The following is a 16883-nucleotide window of genomic DNA, read 5'->3' as shown; positions in this document are numbered from 1 at the left end:
TGTAGATACTCTGTTGGCGGTCAAGCTTTTCTAAGGTGTTCAGAGCTGAAAAGCTTGGCCGTATCAAATGGTTCATCGCCGCGCATGCATGCCCATATGCCTGTCAGGTACTTGCGCATGACAGCGGCGATCGCTTGCATTTTTTTCTTCCCCCTGCTGACCAGCGATTCATAAAAGGCCTTCGCGTAAGGATCGCAGCGCACCGCCGTCAGCGCCGGCATGTACATGGCCGCCCGTAAATAGGCATTCCCGCTTTTGCCGAGCCGACCAGGTTTATCAATGCTTGTCCCCGACTGTGTCTGTCGAACATCTAGACCAGCATGACGAGCGACCTGAGAGGACTTGAGCATTTGAGGAAGGGTGGTCAGCTCAGCCAAGGCAGCAAGTGCCGAGACTTCTCCCATTCCCGGGCCCGCTAGTAACTGCTTGTACTGCCGGTTAAGCGTCGGACACTGAGCGATCAACTCACGTCCGGCTTTGCGGAAACGCTCAATGCGATTGTCCAAAGTGGCAATCGCTTCCTCTTGATCTTCGATCAGCATCGACACGGTCGTAGCGGTCGCCTGCAATGCATGCAGCTCATTCTTCGCCCTGGTGCGGTGCCCGACCAGACGATTGATGTGCCGGCCAAGAGCCCTCAGCTCAAGCTGTACGGAGCTTGGCGGTGTCCACAAGCGCGGTGTCATACGTTCACCGTACTCGGACAGCAACTGAGCATCTATCGAGTCAGTTTTACTGTTCACCAGCATCAGCTTGGCGAAATTATGGAAGCTCTTGGGGTTGATCACCGAAACAGGAAGGTCCGCAGCATGCAGCTCAAGGGCCAGGTCCAGGTAATAGATTCCGGTCGCCTCCATCACGATCGACTTGGGCTTGAGCGCCTGCAGCTTTTTCACCGCTGCCTTACGACCAGCAGGGGTTTGAGCGATATCCCACTGTCCAGCGGGACGCCCATCTTTACGCACCCCAACGATCGACGTACGAGAACCAATATCCAGGCCCACACAGACATTCATTCTTCCCACTCCCAAGCGAGTTAGGTAACAATGGCCTCCGGTTCCCCGACCTCGAACTTCATGCCGCTGCAACCTTGTAATGCGAAGTCCGACTTGTCGGCTTCTCGATACTCTTCGTAGTGGGCAATGAGGCGGGGGGCCTCTCTACAGACAAGGTCAGGGGCAAACCCTGCCTTCAGGAGCGATCGGCCTCCCCGGAAGTGCTTCTATAGCCTGACGAGAATAACCTCTCTCATCAGGCTAGGCACAACATACAAGGAGCGGCCTTGCCGGGACGCTCCTGCGAAGAGCGCACCCGACAAATCATCAGAGCACCCGCTTGATCAACGGCTCCAATCGGCTAAAACGCAACCGCCGCAGAAGCTTGCGTACTTCCTTGGGGTGTTCGGCCTTCACCCCCAAGGCCTCTGCCGAGGCAATCTTCGGCGCATGCCGGCGTAGCTCGGTCAGCTCCGCTTCCCGTGGCGCCAGCCATTGCCCTTGCGGGTCATCGATCAGCAGGCCGTTTTCCAGGTCCAGGTTGAACCCGCGCGGGTTCAGGTTGTTCCCGGTCAGCAGCGAATAGCGCTGGTCAACCCACACGCCCTTGGCATGGAAGGTATGCCCGGGATCGTTCCAGATCCGCACTTGTAGCTGGCCGCTGGCAATCGCCGCATGGCGGCGTCGGGCGAAGGCACGCAGGTTGTCTTCGTACAGATAAGGCAAGGCGCCACTGGCACTGAACGGCTCACCCGGGGCGATATAGAAGTCGTTGGCCGTGCGGTCACCGACGATCAGCTCAACGTGCACCCCCCGCTCCAGCGCATGGTCAAGCTCGCGCATGACCACGCGCGGCGGGTTGAAATACGGCGTACTGATGATGAGTTGCGTGCGCGCCGTCGCCAACAGGGCGCACATTGCCCGGTTCAACGGGTTGCCACGGCCCACGCCCAGCAGCGGAATCACCCGCAACCCCTGCCCTGCCACGCTGGCTGGTGCCTCGTAGGCCATGCGCCGCAACCGCGCTCGCAAGCGCCGGATATCGCCGCGCAGGCTGCGGGTGGCAGGTTGTGCAGGCAAGTCGAGGCGTGGTGTGGCGGTGTGGTGCAACAGGCGCTGTACCAGGTCGACCATGGCGTCGGCAAGCCCCGGCGACTGGAACAGGTGGTAGCGGTCCAGGCGATAGCGGTCAAAGCGGTGCAGGTAGACGTTGTTCAGGCTGGCGCCGGTGTAGATCACGCAATCGTCGATGATGCTGCCCTTCAAGTGCAGCACGCCGAACAGCTCGCGGGTCTGCACCGGTACCCCGTGAATGACGATATCCAGCCCGCGCAACTGGCGCTGGGCCTGATACCAGGCAGCGTTACCCGGCTGACGCCCGCCCCCCAGCAGACCACGGCGGGCACGGAACCAGTCGACCACGATGGTGATTTCCAGGCCTGGCCGCTCGGCCTTGGCCTGGTACAAGGCATCCAGCACTTCCTGGCCGGCCTCGTCTTCCTGCAGGTACAGTGCGACGATGACGATGCGCCGGGTCGCGGTGCGGATGCGCTCGAGCAGGCAGGCGCGGTATGCCTTGGCATCGGGCAGCACCTGGATCGACTCGGGCGATATGGCGTAGCCTGGCAATGCCGCCAGCATGGATTCGGGGTTCACGAACGATCACCTTCTCTGTGCAATCACTGTCGGCCCTGCCAGCCGGCGGGGCCATTCCTGGCCGCTGCGCCAGGGGTGTAAGATCAACCCGGCAACGACCTATAACAACAAGAACCACGCGAGGCTGTATTTCTTTCTGCCCCTGACGAACTCTGCCTCAGCTTGCACAGGAACAGCGCAATGGTCCACCCCGCTTCTACAAACCTGTCGCCGTCTATTGTAAAGAGTTGTTCCGTAAAGACCTTCGGCTTTCTGATTTTGCCCAATTTCACCACCATCGGCCTGGCGTCGGCGGTGGAAACCCTGCGCATGGCCAACCTGGCCGCGCGCAAGCCTCTGTTTCGCAGCGTGCTGATTGCCGCAGACGAGGCACCCGTGGTCGCCAGCAACGGCATGCGGGTACTGCCCGACTACAGCATCGCCAACGCTCCGGAGCTGGACACGTTGCTGGTGGTCGGCGCCAACCCGATCGACCGTGGCCGTAGCAGCCGCCCGCTGATTGACTGGTTGCGCAAGCTGGCCCGCCAGCACCTGCCATTGGGCGGTATCTGCACCGGTAGCTACTTGCTGGCCAAGGCCGAACTGCTCAAAGGCTACCGCTGCACCATCCACTGGGAAGATCTGCCGACATTGCAGGCGCACTTCCCCGGCATTGTCATTTCCAGCCAGCTGTTCGAACTGGACCGCGACCGTTATACCTGCTCGGGCGGTGTGGCAGCCATGGACATGATGCTGCAACTGGTGGCCCGCGAACCCGGGGGCCAGGACATTGCCGCCAAGGCGGCAGAGCTGTTGCTGTGCGACCGGGTGCGGGGCGAGCGCGATCGCCAGCGGGTACCGCTGCGCACCCTGCTTGGCAGCGCCCAACCCAAGCTGAGCCAGGTGGTGGCGATCATGGAGGCCAACCTGGAGGAACCACTGGGGCTCGAGGAGCTTGCCAGCCTCAACGAGGTGACCGTGCGCCAGCTGGAGCGGCTGTTCCACAAGTACCTGCAGCGCACGCCCAGCCAGTATTACCTGGAGCTGCGGCTGTCGCGGGCGCGGGAGTTGCTGCTGCGCAGCGATGTGCAGGTGCGCGAGGTGGCGCTGGCCTGCGGGTTCAGCTCGCCGGCGCATTTTTCCAAGAGTTACAGCCGGTTCTTTGGCTTGTCGCCGCTGGGGGAGCGGCGGCAAGCCTCTTTGCACTGATCCGGATATTGCAATAGTTTTGCCGGCCTCTTCGCGGGTAAACCCGCTCCCACAGGGACTGCACAATGCTCAGGCCTGTGAGGCCCCTGTGGGAGCGGGTTCACCCGCGAAGAGGCCAGTACAGGCTTATCAATCTTCCAGTGCCGAGTGCGCCGTTTCCCGGCACATCAGCATGGCCACCAGTGCCACCAGTGCTGCCGCCAGCAAATACCCCGCCGGCGCCAGCTTGCTGCCAGTCACCTGAATCAGCCAAGTAGCAATGAACGGTGCAGTCCCGCCAAACAGCGCGTTGGCCACATTGAAGCTGAGGGCAAACCCACTGAAGCGCACCCGGGTCGGGAAAATCTCGGCCAGCAGGCACGGCAAGGTTCCGTCGTTCATTGCCAGTATCGCCCCGAAGCAAATCTGGATCGCCAGGATGACCAGCAGCGGTTGCCCGTCAAGCAGGCGGAACAACGGCACGGTCAGCCCCAGGAACAACAGCGAAGCCACCACCAGCATGGTCTTGCGGCCAAACCGGTCGGACAGCCGCCCCATCAGGAAGATCAAGCCAATATAAGTGGCGAGCGATACTGTCGAAGCAATGAATGAATCCCGCTCGCTCATGCCCATTTCACTGGACAGGTAGGTCGGCATGTAGCTGAGCAGCAGGTAGAACGCCACCGCGTTCAGGCAAGTAACGCCAATGCCGATGGCCAGGCTGCGGCGGTGCTGGCCCAGCAGCTCGCGCAGCGGCGTCGGGCCCATGCCGGCCTTGTGTTCCAGGCGCTGCTCCATCTCCAGGAACTTGGGCGTGTCCTGCAGGCTCATGCGGATATAGCGCCCCACCAGGCCGAACGGCGCCGCCAGCAGGAACGGCAGGCGCCAGCCCCATTCATGCAGGGCTTCGCTGCTGAGCAGTTCGTGCAGTACGGCCACGAACGCCGCACCAAACAGCAACCCCGCTGCCGTGCTGGCCGGCACGATACTGGTGTACAGGCCACGCCGGCCGGGCGGCGCGTATTCGGCCAGGAACGCCGCAGCACCGGCGTACTCGCCCGACGCAGAAAAACCCTGCACCAGGCGGATCAGCAACAGCAGCGCCGGCGCCCACAAACCGATTTGCGCATAACCAGGCAGCAGGCCGATGCAGAAGGTCGATACCGACATGATCAGGATCGACCACGACAGTGCGTTGCGCCGACCATGGCGGTCGCCAAAGTGCCCCCAGACGATACCGCCTAGCGGGCGGACCAGGAACGACAGGGCAAACACGGCGAAGGTTGCCAGCAGGCCGGTGGTCTTGTCGGTCTGCGAGAAGAAGATGGCGGCGATGATGGTGGCCAGGTAGCCGTAAGCGGCGTAGTCGAACCACTCGACGAAGTTGCCCATGAAACTGGCCCGGGCGGCCTTGCGCAGGGCCTGGCGTTCGGCGTTGTGTGCGGGACCGGCGACGGCGGATGGGTCAAGTGTGGTGCTGGACATGACGGGTACCCTCTGGTTCTTTTAATTGGAGGCAGGGTCTGGTGGTCATACAGTGATATTTTTGTTGTCCGGGTTGGCCTCATCGCCGGCAAGCCAGCCCCCACACGGGACTCCACAGGCATTGCATGCTGTGCAGTATCTGCAGGCGCTGGCTTGCCGGCGATGAGGCCAGCTGCGGTCTTTATTTGCGAATGATGTTGTGCTCCGGCCCATACGGGAACCTGGTGATGTTCTCGGCGCCGTTGTCATTGACGATCAGGATGTCATGCTCGCGGTACCCGCCCGCCCCCGGTCGCCCTTCGGGCAGCATGATCATCGGTTCGATCGACACCACCATGCCAGGCTCCAGCACCGTGTCGATGTCTTCGCGCAGCTCCAGCCCCGCTTCGCGGCCGTAGTAGTGGCTCAAGGTGCCGAACGAGTGGCCATAGCCAAAGGTGCGGTACTGCAGCAGGTCGTGGCGCAGGAAGATTTCGTTCAGTTCACGGGCGATGTCGCTGCAGCGCATGCCCGGGCGTACCAGTTTCAACCCAGCCTCGTGCACCTCCACGTTGGCCTGCCAAAGGCGCAGGTATTCATCCGGGCAATGGTCAAGGAACAGTGTGCGCTCCAGCGCGGTGTAGTAGCCAGCGATCATCGGGAAACAGTTGAGGCTAAGGATTTCACCCTTGCCGACGCGACGGCTGGTCACCGGGTTGTGCGCGCCATCGGTGTTGAGCCCGGACTGGAACCAGGTCCAGGTGTCCATCAGCTCCGCATCGGGGAAGCGCCTGGCAATTTCACGGACCATCGCCTGGGTGGCATGCAGCGCCACTTCATACTCCGGCACCTGCTCGCGCAGCGCCTCCACCACCGCCGCACCGCCAATGTCGGCCACCTGCGCACCGTGGCGGATCAGCGCCTGCTCCTCAGCCGACTTGATCATGCGCATGCGCATGCACGGCGCGCCAATGTCCAACAACTCGGCTTTGGGGTAGCAGGCGGCCAGCTTGGCGTGGTTCTGCAGGTTGAGATGGTCGTGTTCGACGCCGATGCGCGAGGCCAGCGGCAGCGCCTGCTGGATGGCAACGAAGTAGTTGTCGCGTTGCCAGTCGGTGTAGACGATGTTGTCAGTGCCGACCGTGCGCCGCCAGGGCTGCCCGCCATCGATATTGGCGCTGATCGAGACGACTTTGTCCTGGGTGATCACCAGCGCATACGGGCGGCCGAACGAGCAGTAGAGGAAGTCGCTGTAGTAGTTGACGTTGTGATACGACGTGAAGATCGCCGCTTCAATGTCCTGCTCGGCCATGTAGGCCCGCAGCCGGGCGTGGCGGGCTGCATATTCCTGCGCCGAAAAGGTCGGCTGCACCTTGTCGCCATTGCGGATTTTCAGGGTCTTGGGCATTTGCATGGTCGGGGTTCCTTGTCGTTGTGAGCACGCTGTTCAGGCCGGCCGCCTGAGAAGCATTGCAACAGAACCGACGAGGACGCTTTTGTATCTATCCGACCTGGAATTGGCGGGATCACCAGGGCCAAGGGGCTGCTCTGCAGCCCATTCGCGGGCTTGCCCGCTCCCACAGGATTTTTACCGCCTTGAGAGGCTGCGCTGTGCCTGTGGGAGCGGGCAAGCCCGCGAATGGGGCGCAACGCGCCCCCCGCAACACCGTTACTTCAGGTCAAAACGATCCAGTTCCATGACCTTCTGCCAGGCGGCCACAAAGTCCCGCACGAACTTGTCACCCCCATCACTGCTGCCATACACCTCGCTCAACGCCCGCAGCTGGGCATGCGAACCAAACACCAGGTCAACCCGGCTACCACTCCACTTCACCTGCCCGGTCTTGCGGTCGCGGCCTTCGAAGGCCTCGTTGTCCGCCGAGGTCGGCTTCCATTCCACGCCCATGTCCAGCAGGTTGCGGAAGAAGTCGTTGCTCAGGGTGCCGGGCTTGTCGGTGAACACGCCCTGCTTGCTGCCGCCATGGTTGGCGCCCAGCACGCGCAGGCCGCCAATCAGCACGGTCAGCTCCGGCGCCGTCAGCGTCAGCAACTGGGCCTTGTCCAGCAGCAGCTTCTCAGCCTTGACGCTATAGCGGGCCTTGGTGAAGTTGCGGAAGCCATCGGCCAACGGCTCCAGCACGGCAAACGACTCGACATCGGTCTGCGCCTGAGACGCATCGACGCGGCCCGGGCGGAACCCTACGCTGCCCGTGTAACCGGCGTCCCTGGCGGCTTTTTCAACGGCTGCGGTACCGGCCAGCACGATTAGGTCGGCCAGAGAAACCTTCTTGCCGCCGTTGTTGAACTCGCTCTGGATCTTTTCCAGCGCCGCCAGCACCTTATCTACACCCTGGTTTGCAGCCCAGTCCCTCTGCGGTGCCAGGCGCAGGCGGGCGCCATTGGCCCCACCGCGCTTGTCGGAGCCACGGAAAGTCGACGCGGATGCCCACGCGGTGGAGACCAGTTCGCCCACGCTCAAGCCCGAAGCCAGGATCTTGGTCTTGAGATCTGCGATGTCTTGCTCGCTGATCGTGGCTGGATCTGCCTTGGGCAACGGGTCTTGCCACAGCAACTCTTCGTTGGGCATTTCCGGGCCCAGGTAACGGGCCAGCGGGCCCATGTCGCGGTGGATCAGCTTGTACCAGGCACGGGCAAAGGCATCCGCCAGCTGGTCCGGGTTGTCCTTGAAGCGACGGGCGATCGGCTCGTAGATCGGGTCGAAACGCAGCGCCAGGTCGGAAGTCAGCATCGACGGTGCGTGTTTCTTGCCCGGATCGTGGGCATCCGGCACGGTGCCTGCGCCTTTGCCCTCTTTCGGCCGCCACTGGTGCGCACCGGCCGGGCTCTTGGTCAATTCCCACTCAAAGTTGAACAGGTTGTTGAGGTACTCGTTGCTCCACTTGGTCGGGGTTGAAGTCCAGGTCACTTCCAAGCCGCTGGTGATGGTATCCCCCCCTTTGCCAGTACCAAACTTGTTGGGCCAACCCAGGCCCTGCAGCTCAAGGCCCGCAGCTTCCGGCTCGGGGCCGACGTTGTCCGCAGGGCCGGCACCGTGGGTCTTGCCAAAGGCGTGGCCGCCGGCGATCAGCGCCACGGTTTCTTCATCGTTCATGGCCATGCGGCCAAAGGTTTCACGGATGTCCTTGCCCGAGGCCACCGGGTCGGGGTTACCTTCCGGGCCTTCCGGGTTCACGTAGATCAGGCCCATCTGCACGGCGGCCAGCGGGTTTTCCAGGTTCCGCTCGGCCGACAGGTCACGATTCTGTTCTTCGCCGTGCTTGGCCGGCTCGGCCACCAGGTCACCCTGGCCTGGCGGCTGGGCCTTGACCTGTTCCTTGCCGTAGCGGGTATCGCCGCCCAGCCAGACCTTTTCCGAGCCCCAATACACATCTTCGTCCGGCTCCCACACATCGGCGCGCCCGCCAGAGAAACCGAAGGTCTTGAAGCCCATGGATTCGAGGGCAACGTTACCCGTGAGCACGATCAGGTCGGCCCAGGAAATCTTGTTGCCGTATTTCTGCTTGATCGGCCACAGCAGGCGCCGGGCCTTGTCGAGGCTGACGTTGTCCGGCCAGCTGTTCAAAGGGGCGAAACGTTGCTGGCCAGAACCCGCGCCACCGCGGCCATCACCGATGCGGTAGGTGCCCGCGCTATGCCAGGCCATGCGGATGAACAACGGACCGTAGTGGCCGAAGTCGGCGGGCCACCAGTCCTGCGAGTCGGTCATCAAGGCGGTCAGGTCTTGCTTCAGGGCCTGGAAGTCGAGGCTCTTGAACGCCTTGGCATAATCGAAGTCCGGATCGGGGCTGGATTTCGACGAATGCTGGTGAAGAATGCGAAGGTTGAGCTGGTCAGGCCACCAGTCACGGTTGGTGGTGCCGCCACCTGCGGTTTGATGGAACGGGCATTTCGATTCGTTCGACATCTGCGGGTACCTTTGGGTCGGTTATCCAGATTTCCGGTCTATGCCAGGTGTTCTTTCAGCCGAGCGTGTGGGCTCGTGCTACCCCTCATCAGGTCTACACGGGGCCACGGGAAAGACTAGACGAGCTTGGGCAGAGTTCTAATAGAGTGGCTGTTAGGGGTTGATAGGCTGGCTCTGTCAGGTTTGCTTAGGCTGGCCTCTTCGCGGGTGAACCCGCTCCTATAGGTATTGCACCAGTCTTGAATCCTGTGCCCTACCTGTGGGAGCGGGTTCACCCGCGAAGAGGCCGGCACATTCATACAAGGCAAGCAGGCCAGCGGCGTGCTTCAATACACCGCCAAGCCCTCTATATCCGGAACCTGAGCCCAATGAACCGCAACGACCTGCGCCGCGTTGACATGAACCTGCTGGTGCTGTTCGAAGCCTTGATGATCGAACGCAACCTGACCCGCGTCGGTGAAAAGCTGTTCATCACCCAGTCCACCGTCAGCGCCGCCCTCGCCCGCCTGCGCGAGCTGTTCGACGACCCGTTGCTGATACGCAGTGGCCGGGCCATGGAACCCACGCCAAGGGCCCTGCAGATCTTTGCCGAACTGGCGCCAGCGATGGACGTGATTTCCGCCGCCATCAGCCGCGCCCGCGAATTCGACCCGGCCAGCAGCTGCAATGTGTTCCGCCTGGGCCTGTCGGACGATGCCGAGTTCGGCCTGTTCCCGGCCTTGCTGCAGGCCCTGCGCGAAGAAGCCCCGGATATCAGTGTGGTGGTGCGGCGCGCCAACTTCCTGCTGATGCCTGGCCTGCTGGCCAGCGGCGAAATCTCGGTAGGTGTGAGCTACACCACCGACCTGCCGGCCACGGCCAAACGCCGCAAGCTGCGCGACATCGGCGTGCGCGTGCTGCGCGCCGACGACCGCCCCGGCCCGCTTACCCTCGATGAATACTGCGCGCGCCCGCATGTGATGGTGTCGTTCTCCGGCGACATGAGCGGCAACATCGACCTGGACCTGGCGCGCATCGGCCGTTGCCGCAAGGTGGTGCTGGCGGTGCCGCAGTTCGGCAGCCTGCGCGCCCTGCTGCGCAACACCGAGCTGATTGCCACCGTGCCGGACTACGCCGCCTGCGCCCTGGCCGACGACGGTAGCCTGCGCGCCGACCCGGCGCCGTTCGACATCACCGAGGCAGAACTGTCGATGGTCTGGAGCGGCGCCCAGGACAACGACCCGGCCGAGCGCTGGCTACGCGAACGCATCCTGCAGTTCATGGCCCGGTAGCTAATCACTTACTTCTTGCGCTGCATCCACGCCGCGCCCAGCCCACTGAGGCAGATCACCGAAATACCCACCAGGCTCAGGGTATCCGGCACCTGCCTGTAGATGATTACCCCCAGCAGCCCGGCAAACACGATCTGGCAATAGCTGAATGGCGCCAGCAACGCCGGGGCTGCATGGCGGAAGGCCTGGGTCAGCAGCAGGTGTGCAGTCATGCCAAAGCCCCCCAGCGCCAGCATCAGCAGCGCATGGTCCCAACGCGGCGTCTCCCAGAAGAACGGCACCAGCGCACTCATCGCCAAGGTGTTGCACAGCCCTGCATAGAAGTTGCTGGTGGTCGGGCTGTCATGGGCTGCGAGGATGCGCGTCAGCAACTGATAGAAGCAGAAGCCCAGCGCAGAGCCGAACGGGTACAGGATTGCCGGGGTGAACATCGCTCCACCCGGGTGCACCACCACCAGCACGCCGATAAAGCCCATCACCACCGCCACCCACTGCCCCACAGTCACCCGTTCTTTCAACAAAGGTGCCGATAACGCGGTGACCAGCACCGGGGCAAGAAAGTTGACCGCAGTGGCCTCGGCCAGCGGCAGGTATTGCAGGCCAGTGGTAAACAGCAGGCTGGTGCTCAGCAGGCTCAAGGCCCGCAGCGTCTGCAACACCGGGCGGCGCGTACGCAGCACGTTAAGGCCTGACTTGGGCAGGAAGATGCCGGCCATCAGCAGCGTATGCACCACGTACCGGGCCCAGACCACCATGACGATCGGGTACAGGCCGCCGAGGAATTTGGACAAGGCATCGTGGCTGGCAAACAGCAACGTCGCCACCACCACCAAGGCGATGCCGCGCAGGGGTTGGTTGACGCCGGACAGCGGTGTACTGGAACTCATGGCTCTCTCGATGACGGCGCGCCAGCAGGCAAGCCCAAGGAAGGCCGCACAGGCGTGGCCTGGCGGATGCGACTGCTCGAATTCTAGAAGAGATGCCGCAGCATAAGGAAGTTCATTTGCCGCTTGTCCACGCCGGCTGCAATTACTGTTCGCTGATCGACCACTTTGTGCCTTGAACGCATGGCCCGCGCCTCGCTGATCACCCACCATCGAGTGCGAACCCTGCACACCCTACAAGGAATTTACATGCAAAGGCTCACCACCCGTAGCGGTCTGGACCTGCCAGCAATCGGCCTGGGCACCTGGCCAATGACCGGCACCGAATGTACCCAGGCCGTGCACCAGGCGCTGGACGTGGGTTACCGGCACATCGACACTGCCACCGCCTACGAAAACGAAGCGGCCGTTGGCCAGGCCCTGCGCGACAGCGACGTGCCACGCGAGCAGATCCACCTCACCACCAAGGTGTGGTGGGACCGCCTGGAGCCCAAGGCCATGCGCCAGTCGCTTGAAGACAGCCTGCGCGCCCTGGGCACCGAGCAGGTCGACCTGTTCCACATTCACTGGCCCGGCAAGGACTGGGACCTGGCACGCAGCATCGACACCTTGGTAGCGCTGCGTGACGAGGGCAAGGCGCGCCACATTGGTGTGGCCAACTTCCCGCTGGGCCTGCTGCGCCAGGTGGTGGAAACCCTGGGGGCGCCGTTGTCGGCGATCCAGGTGGAATACCACGTGCTGCTCGGCCAGCAACCGCTGCTGGACTACGCCCGCCACCATGACCTGTTGCTTACCGCCTACACCCCGCTGGCCCGCGGCCAGGCGGCGGCGCAGCCAGTGATCCAGGCGATTGCCCGCAAGCACGGCGTGCTGCCCAGCCAGGTGGCGCTGAAGTGGTTGCTGGACCAGGACGGTGTGGCGGCGATCCCAAAGGCCAGTAGCCGCGAGAACCAGCTGGCCAACCTGGCAGCATTGAACGTGCAACTGGACGACGAGGATCGCGCGGCGATTGCCCAATTGCCGAAAGATCAGCGGGTGGTAAGCCCGGCGTTTGCGCCAGACTGGAATAGCTGAAATTCGTAAGCGCGACACGGACCTTGTGGGAGCGGGCGTGCCCGCGAAGAAGCCAACTCGGTGGCTGGCACCGGCTGCGCCGGTGTTCGCGGGCATGCCCGCTCCCACAAGGATTGCACAAGCTCTTAAAATTTGAGCAAGACAATTACCCCCACAATGGGCTGCGTGAGCCGTCAGCCTGGCGTAATGACCTGCTTCAACCGCTCACTCGCCGGTGCCGGCCGCCCGTACAGGTAGCCCTGGAAATGCGAGCACCCTTCCGCCGCCAGCCGGCGCATCTGCTCTTCCGACTCCACCCCCTCGGCCGTGGTCTTGATCATCAGGCTGTTGGACAGGTCGGTAATGGCACGGATGATCGACATCGCCTCACGGCTTTCGCACATGTCATGCACGAACGACTTGTCGATCTTGATGCGGTCGAACGGGAACGACCGCAGGTAGCCGAGCGATGAATAGCCGGTGCCGAAATCGTCCAGCGAAATGGACACGCCCAGGTCTTTCAGCGCGCGCAAGGTGCGCACGTTTTCCTCGCTGTTACCCAGCAGCACCGACTCGGTGATTTCCAGTTCCAGGCGCTGCGCCGGCAGGCCCGAGTCGGCCAGGGCCAAGGCCACAACCTGCACCAGGTTGGCATTCTTGAACTGCACCGGCGACAGGTTGACCGACACCGTCTGCTCGCTGTCCCAGCTGGCCGCTTCCTGGCAGGCCAGGTTCAAGGCCCGGGTGCCCAGCTCATGAATCAACCCGGTTTCCTCGGCGATGGGGATGAAGTCCATGGGCATCACCATGCCACGGCTCGGGTGCTCCCAGCGCAGCAAAGCCTCGTAGCCAGTGATGCAATGGGTCTGCTGGTCGACCACCGGCTGGTAGTGCAGTTGCAGCTGACCCAGGTGCAGCGCAGTACGCAGGTCGGTTTCCACCAGGCGGCGCTGGCGGGCTGCAACGTCCAGTTCCACCTCGAAGCACTCGTAGCGGTTTCGCCCGTTGCGCTTGGCCTCGTACAGCGCCATGTCGGCATAGCCGAGCAACTGCTCGGCCTGGTCATTGTCATCGGGGGCAATGGCAACGCCGATGCTCACCCCCACCGTGAACTGGTGGCCTTCGATCTGGAACGGCGGGCAAATGGCATTGATCAGGCGCTGCGCGGTGTTGCACGCGGCATCGCGGCCATCAAGCCCGGTCAGCACCACGGCAAACTCGTCACCGCCCAGGCGGGCCAGGGTGTCGTGTTCACGCAGCTCACGGCGCAGGCGCTTACCCAACTCACGCAACAACTTGTCGCCGAAGGCATGGCCCAGGGAATCGTTGATGTTCTTGAAGTTATCCAGGTCCAGGCACAGTGCAGCGGTCAGCTTGGCGTTCTCGCTGCCACGCACCAGCGCCTGGCGCAGGCGTTCGTTGAACAGCGTGCGGTTGGGCAGCCCGGTGAGCGCGTCATGGTGCGCCATGTGGTGGATCTGCGCGTGGGCGGCCAGTTCCTCGGTGGCATCTTCGGCAACAAACAGCACGTAATCAGCCTGGCCTTCGCGGTTCTGGCTGAGCAAGGTACGGCTGCGCAGGGTACGCGGGCCACGGGCGGTGTCGACCCGGGTCTCGGCAGCATGGCCCTTGGTGCTACGGGCACCACGGGCCAGTTGCTGCTCAAGGTAGTCGGCAGCCGCCGGGCTCAGGCACTCGCCAGGCAGTTGGCCGATCATGCTGCGCTCTGGCCCGCCGAACAGGCGCTCGGCCTGCTGGTTGGCCAGCAGGATACGCTGGCTTTCCAGGTCCTGGACGATGACGCTGGCGGGGATATTGGCAATGACCGAATCCAGGAACTGCGAAAGCTTGGCCATTTCCTGGCTGTACTGCTCGGCCAGTTCCTTGGCCTGCAGCAGCTCCAGCTCCTGACGGCGGCGTTCGGAAATGTCGCGGGTAACCTTGGCAAACCCCACCAGTTGGCCGGCATCGTCGTACACCGCATCGATTACCACATGGGCGTGGAAGGCCGAGCCATCCTTGCGCAGGCGTGAACCGATCTCTTCAAAGCGCCCGGTGCTGCGCGCCTGCTCCAGGTTATGCGCGGGCAACCCGGCGGCGCGCTCGGCATCGGTGTAGAACAACGAGTAATGCTGGCCGACGATTTCCTCGGCGTGGTACCCCTTGGCACGCTGAGCGCCGGGGTTCCAGTTGGCGACGACCCCTTCGGGGGTGAGCATGTAGATGGCATAGTCCACCACACTCTGAATCAATAGCCGGTACATGATGTCGGGGCTTGCGACTAACGACATGAACTTTACCTGAACCTTCGAAGCGCATGAAAAGGGACCCCGGCAAGAGGTGGCCGGGTTATTGAAAGCGTTGATGGCATTATGCCGCTCATGACGATTTTGTGAAGTAGCTCACAAAAATGTCGCTATTCCTCTTCAAGGACGAACGAAGGCTGGCAAACCCTCAATGGCGGGCGCCGCTCACCAGGAAACTGAGCAGGTCCGGTTCATCAGCCAGGGCAATGGCCTGCGCCGGGCGCGACAGGTTCGCCAGTACGGCCTTGCAGAACGCCACGGCCGGGGCATCATGTGCGTAGCACCGCAGCAACCAGTCGCCCTCACCGCCCAGCAGCTGCAACGCCACCGCCTGGCCGATGCCCTGGCGGCGGTACTTTTTCAGGATGAACAGGTCAGCCAGTTCCAGCGCGTCGATGCCCGGCAATTCGCTGCGTTCCACCAGTACGAAGCCGGCGATGAAGCCGTCCGCCAGCACCAGGTAGGCGCCCCAGCCGTCGTCCTGCCAGTAGCGGTGCAGGTGCTCGTCGTGGATATAGAAGCGGCCGTCCACTTCGACGTCCTCCTGCTCCCAGTCGGAGGACTCGTAGGAATAGAACTGGTAGAGGTTGCGGATCAGCGGAGCCTGGTCAGCGGTGGTTGGCAGCAGCGCGATGGGCAGCATGGGCGGGGCTCAGGGAAAAGGTCGATTCTAGATCACCGGGCCCAACAGCAAAAAGCCCAGGCCCTCCCCGCACGGAAAGGCCCAGGCAAAAATGAAGGTTCCTGTAGGAGCGGCCTTGTGTCGCGATAGGGCCGCACAGCGGCCCCCGATTTTCGGCGTCACCGCTGTAATTGCCGGGGCTGCTACGCAGCCCTATCGCGACACAAGGCCGCTCCTACAAGGGCTACGTCAATCGGTCGTTATCCTTCCTGCAACGCACGCGGCCGGTGGCTGCGTGCCTCGGCCTCCACCGCCGTGGCCCCCTGCAGGTGGAAGTCGAACGCCAGTTCGGCAAAACGCGCGCCTTGAACGCCGCGGTCACGCGCCGCCGCAGCATCCTCGACAAAACGCAGCTCGCCGATCAGCCCGTCACGGGTGGCGTAGGCAAAGTCGTCCCACAGGTACTTGTCACCCTCGAAGTTGATCTGCGTGGTCAGATGGCGGTGCCCGGGTGCCGAGATGAAGAAGTGCACATGCGCCGGGCGCTGGCCATGACGCCCGAGCAAGTCCAGGCATTCCTGGGTCGGGCCCTGCGGGTCGCAGCCATACCCTGATGGCACGATGGAGCGCGCACGGTAGCGGCCCTCGGCATCGGTGATGATGCGGCGGCGCAGGTTGTACTCGGACTGGGTCGAGTCGAAGTACGAATAAGTACCTTGGGTGTTGGCGTGCCAGAGGTCGACGGTGGCGCCGGCCAGCGGCTTGCCTTCGGCGTCGAACACCTGGCCTTTCAGGAACATCACCACCCCTGGGTCGGTGCCGTCGTCCATGCGCGCTTCGCCTTGTACCAGCGGCGCCCCGGCGACATACAGCGGGCCTTCGATGGTACGCGGGGTGCCGCCACCCAGGCCGGCTTCGGCATCCTTGGCGTCCTGCAGCAGGTCGAGGAAGTGCTCGATGCCCAGGCCTGCAGCCAGCAGGCCGGCTTCGTTACGGCCACCCAGGCGGTTGAGATAATCAATGGCGTGCCAGAACTCGTCTTCGGTGATTTCCAGGTCTTCGACCAGGCGCGCGGTGTCTTGCAGCACACGCAGGATGATCTGCTTGAAGCGTGGGTTGCCTTCGGCGTGGTCCAGGCCCGCCACTTTGTTGAAGAAGGCTTGAATGTCGGCAGTGTGGGAAATTTTCACGGTCATCGGGCGTACCTCATATTGTTCTTGTCAGGTAGACAGGTGCGTATCAGCGGTCGTCGCTGTGGATCGACGAGGGATGCCGGCACAGGCCGTCGACCTCGATGTCCATGTACGGGAACAACGGCAGTTGCATCAGGGTGTCGTGCAACGCCTCGACGCTGGGCACATCGAACACGCTGTAGTTTGCGTAGTGCCCGGCAATGCGCCACAGGTGGCGCCAAGTCCCTTCACGTTGCAGGCGCTGGGCCAGTTCCTTTTCATCGGCCTTGAGCTGGGTAGCCTTGGCCGGGTCCATGTCCACCGGCAGTTTCACGGTCATCTTCACGTGGAACAGCATGATTATCTCC

Annotated in this window: 13 protein-coding genes; 3 read left to right on the top strand and 10 right to left on the bottom strand. The window is 62.9% G+C overall.

What is annotated here, in order from left to right:
- Positions 1-20: 20 nt before the first annotated feature.
- The gene (locus tag E8E78_RS20275) at positions 21-1016 is read right to left on the bottom strand and encodes an IS110 family transposase (protein WP_016497900.1); all 996 of its coding nucleotides are present in this window, start codon (positions 1014-1016) and stop codon (positions 21-23) included.
- A 306-nt stretch (positions 1017-1322) separates the two neighbouring features.
- Entirely contained in the window at positions 1323-2651 is a 1329-nt protein-coding gene (gene pssA, locus E8E78_RS20270) for a CDP-diacylglycerol--serine O-phosphatidyltransferase (protein WP_080889301.1), read from the bottom strand.
- 180 nt (positions 2652-2831) lie between these two features.
- Here pssA and E8E78_RS20265 point away from each other — a divergent pair, with 180 nt between their 5' ends.
- Positions 2832-3839 (top strand): GlxA family transcriptional regulator, encoded by a 1008-nt coding sequence (locus E8E78_RS20265; protein WP_016499214.1) that lies wholly within the window; start codon positions 2832-2834, stop codon positions 3837-3839.
- A gap of 129 nt (positions 3840-3968) precedes the next feature.
- Here E8E78_RS20265 and E8E78_RS20260 read toward each other — a convergent pair whose 3' ends face one another.
- From E8E78_RS20260 to katG, 3 genes are all read right to left on the bottom strand, one after another.
- Complete coding sequence (locus E8E78_RS20260) at positions 3969-5303, bottom strand: MFS transporter (protein WP_280313412.1); 1335 nt, start codon at positions 5301-5303, stop codon at positions 3969-3971.
- A 181-nt stretch (positions 5304-5484) separates the two neighbouring features.
- On the bottom strand, positions 5485-6696 hold the full coding sequence (locus E8E78_RS20255; RefSeq protein ID WP_016499212.1) for a M24 family metallopeptidase: 1212 nt from the start codon (positions 6694-6696) through the stop codon (positions 5485-5487).
- 255 nt (positions 6697-6951) lie between these two features.
- Complete coding sequence (gene katG, locus E8E78_RS20250; RefSeq protein WP_280313414.1) at positions 6952-9207, bottom strand: catalase/peroxidase HPI; 2256 nt, start codon at positions 9205-9207, stop codon at positions 6952-6954.
- 368 nt (positions 9208-9575) lie between these two features.
- On the opposite strand from katG, the gene E8E78_RS20245 reads away from it, so the two are divergent.
- Positions 9576-10478 carry a LysR family transcriptional regulator gene (locus E8E78_RS20245; RefSeq protein WP_028613150.1) on the top strand — a complete coding sequence of 301 codons (903 nt, stop codon included), beginning with the start codon at positions 9576-9578 and terminating at the stop codon, positions 10476-10478.
- Positions 10479-10486: 8 nt separating this feature from the next.
- Here the strand turns inward: E8E78_RS20245 and E8E78_RS20240 are convergent, their stop codons facing one another.
- Positions 10487-11365 (bottom strand): DMT family transporter, encoded by an 879-nt coding sequence (locus tag E8E78_RS20240; protein WP_016499209.1) that lies wholly within the window; start codon positions 11363-11365, stop codon positions 10487-10489.
- 246 nt (positions 11366-11611) lie between these two features.
- On the opposite strand from E8E78_RS20240, the gene E8E78_RS20235 reads away from it, so the two are divergent.
- A complete protein-coding gene (locus E8E78_RS20235; RefSeq protein WP_049274186.1) occupies positions 11612-12436 on the top strand; it encodes an aldo/keto reductase in 825 nt (274 codons plus the stop codon).
- A 173-nt stretch (positions 12437-12609) separates the two neighbouring features.
- On the opposite strand, the gene E8E78_RS20230 is transcribed toward E8E78_RS20235, so the two are convergent.
- The 4 genes from E8E78_RS20230 to catC form a co-directional block, all read right to left on the bottom strand.
- Positions 12610-14706 (bottom strand): EAL domain-containing protein, encoded by a 2097-nt coding sequence (locus tag E8E78_RS20230; RefSeq protein WP_016499207.1) that lies wholly within the window; start codon positions 14704-14706, stop codon positions 12610-12612.
- Between the two features lie 163 nt (positions 14707-14869).
- Positions 14870-15364, bottom strand: coding sequence for a GNAT family N-acetyltransferase (locus E8E78_RS20225; RefSeq protein ID WP_049274188.1), 495 nt, complete (start codon positions 15362-15364; stop codon positions 14870-14872).
- Between the two features lie 239 nt (positions 15365-15603).
- Positions 15604-16539: a catechol 1,2-dioxygenase gene (catA, locus tag E8E78_RS20220; protein ID WP_016499205.1), complete on the bottom strand. Its 936-nt coding sequence runs from the start codon at positions 16537-16539 to the stop codon at positions 15604-15606.
- Between the two features lie 43 nt (positions 16540-16582).
- On the bottom strand, positions 16583-16873 hold the full coding sequence (catC, locus tag E8E78_RS20215) for a muconolactone Delta-isomerase (protein WP_016487549.1): 291 nt from the start codon (positions 16871-16873) through the stop codon (positions 16583-16585).
- Positions 16874-16883: the final 10 nt, after the last annotated feature.

It is taken from the genome of Pseudomonas sp. BN505 (genome assembly GCF_029873175.1).
GTDB classification, from domain to species: domain Bacteria; phylum Pseudomonadota; class Gammaproteobacteria; order Pseudomonadales; family Pseudomonadaceae; genus Aquipseudomonas; species Aquipseudomonas putida.
Note: the sequence above shows the minus strand (reverse complement) of the source record. Positions and strands in the feature narration are given on the sequence as shown.

What these genes read in the sequence shown, in the direction of transcription:
- E8E78_RS20275 (WP_016497900.1), bottom strand. Translation starts at nt 1,016, where the DNA reads ATGAATGTCTGTGTGGGCCTGGATATTGGTTCTCGTACGTCGATCGTT.
- E8E78_RS20265 (WP_016499214.1), top strand. Translation starts at nt 2,832, where the DNA reads ATGGTCCACCCCGCTTCTACAAACCTGTCGCCGTCTATTGTAAAGAGT.
- E8E78_RS20260 (WP_280313412.1), bottom strand. Translation starts at nt 5,303, where the DNA reads ATGTCCAGCACCACACTTGACCCATCCGCCGTCGCCGGTCCCGCACAC.
- E8E78_RS20255 (WP_016499212.1), bottom strand. Translation starts at nt 6,696, where the DNA reads ATGCAAATGCCCAAGACCCTGAAAATCCGCAATGGCGACAAGGTGCAG.
- katG (WP_280313414.1), bottom strand. Translation starts at nt 9,207, where the DNA reads ATGTCGAACGAATCGAAATGCCCGTTCCATCAAACCGCAGGTGGCGGC.
- E8E78_RS20245 (WP_028613150.1), top strand. Translation starts at nt 9,576, where the DNA reads ATGAACCGCAACGACCTGCGCCGCGTTGACATGAACCTGCTGGTGCTG.
- E8E78_RS20240 (WP_016499209.1), bottom strand. Translation starts at nt 11,365, where the DNA reads ATGAGTTCCAGTACACCGCTGTCCGGCGTCAACCAACCCCTGCGCGGC.
- E8E78_RS20235 (WP_049274186.1), top strand. Translation starts at nt 11,612, where the DNA reads ATGCAAAGGCTCACCACCCGTAGCGGTCTGGACCTGCCAGCAATCGGC.
- E8E78_RS20230 (WP_016499207.1), bottom strand. Translation starts at nt 14,706, where the DNA reads ATGTCGTTAGTCGCAAGCCCCGACATCATGTACCGGCTATTGATTCAG.
- E8E78_RS20225 (WP_049274188.1), bottom strand. Translation starts at nt 15,364, where the DNA reads ATGCTGCCCATCGCGCTGCTGCCAACCACCGCTGACCAGGCTCCGCTG.
- catA (WP_016499205.1), bottom strand. Translation starts at nt 16,539, where the DNA reads ATGACCGTGAAAATTTCCCACACTGCCGACATTCAAGCCTTCTTCAAC.
- catC (WP_016487549.1), bottom strand. Translation starts at nt 16,873, where the DNA reads ATGCTGTTCCACGTGAAGATGACCGTGAAACTGCCGGTGGACATGGAC.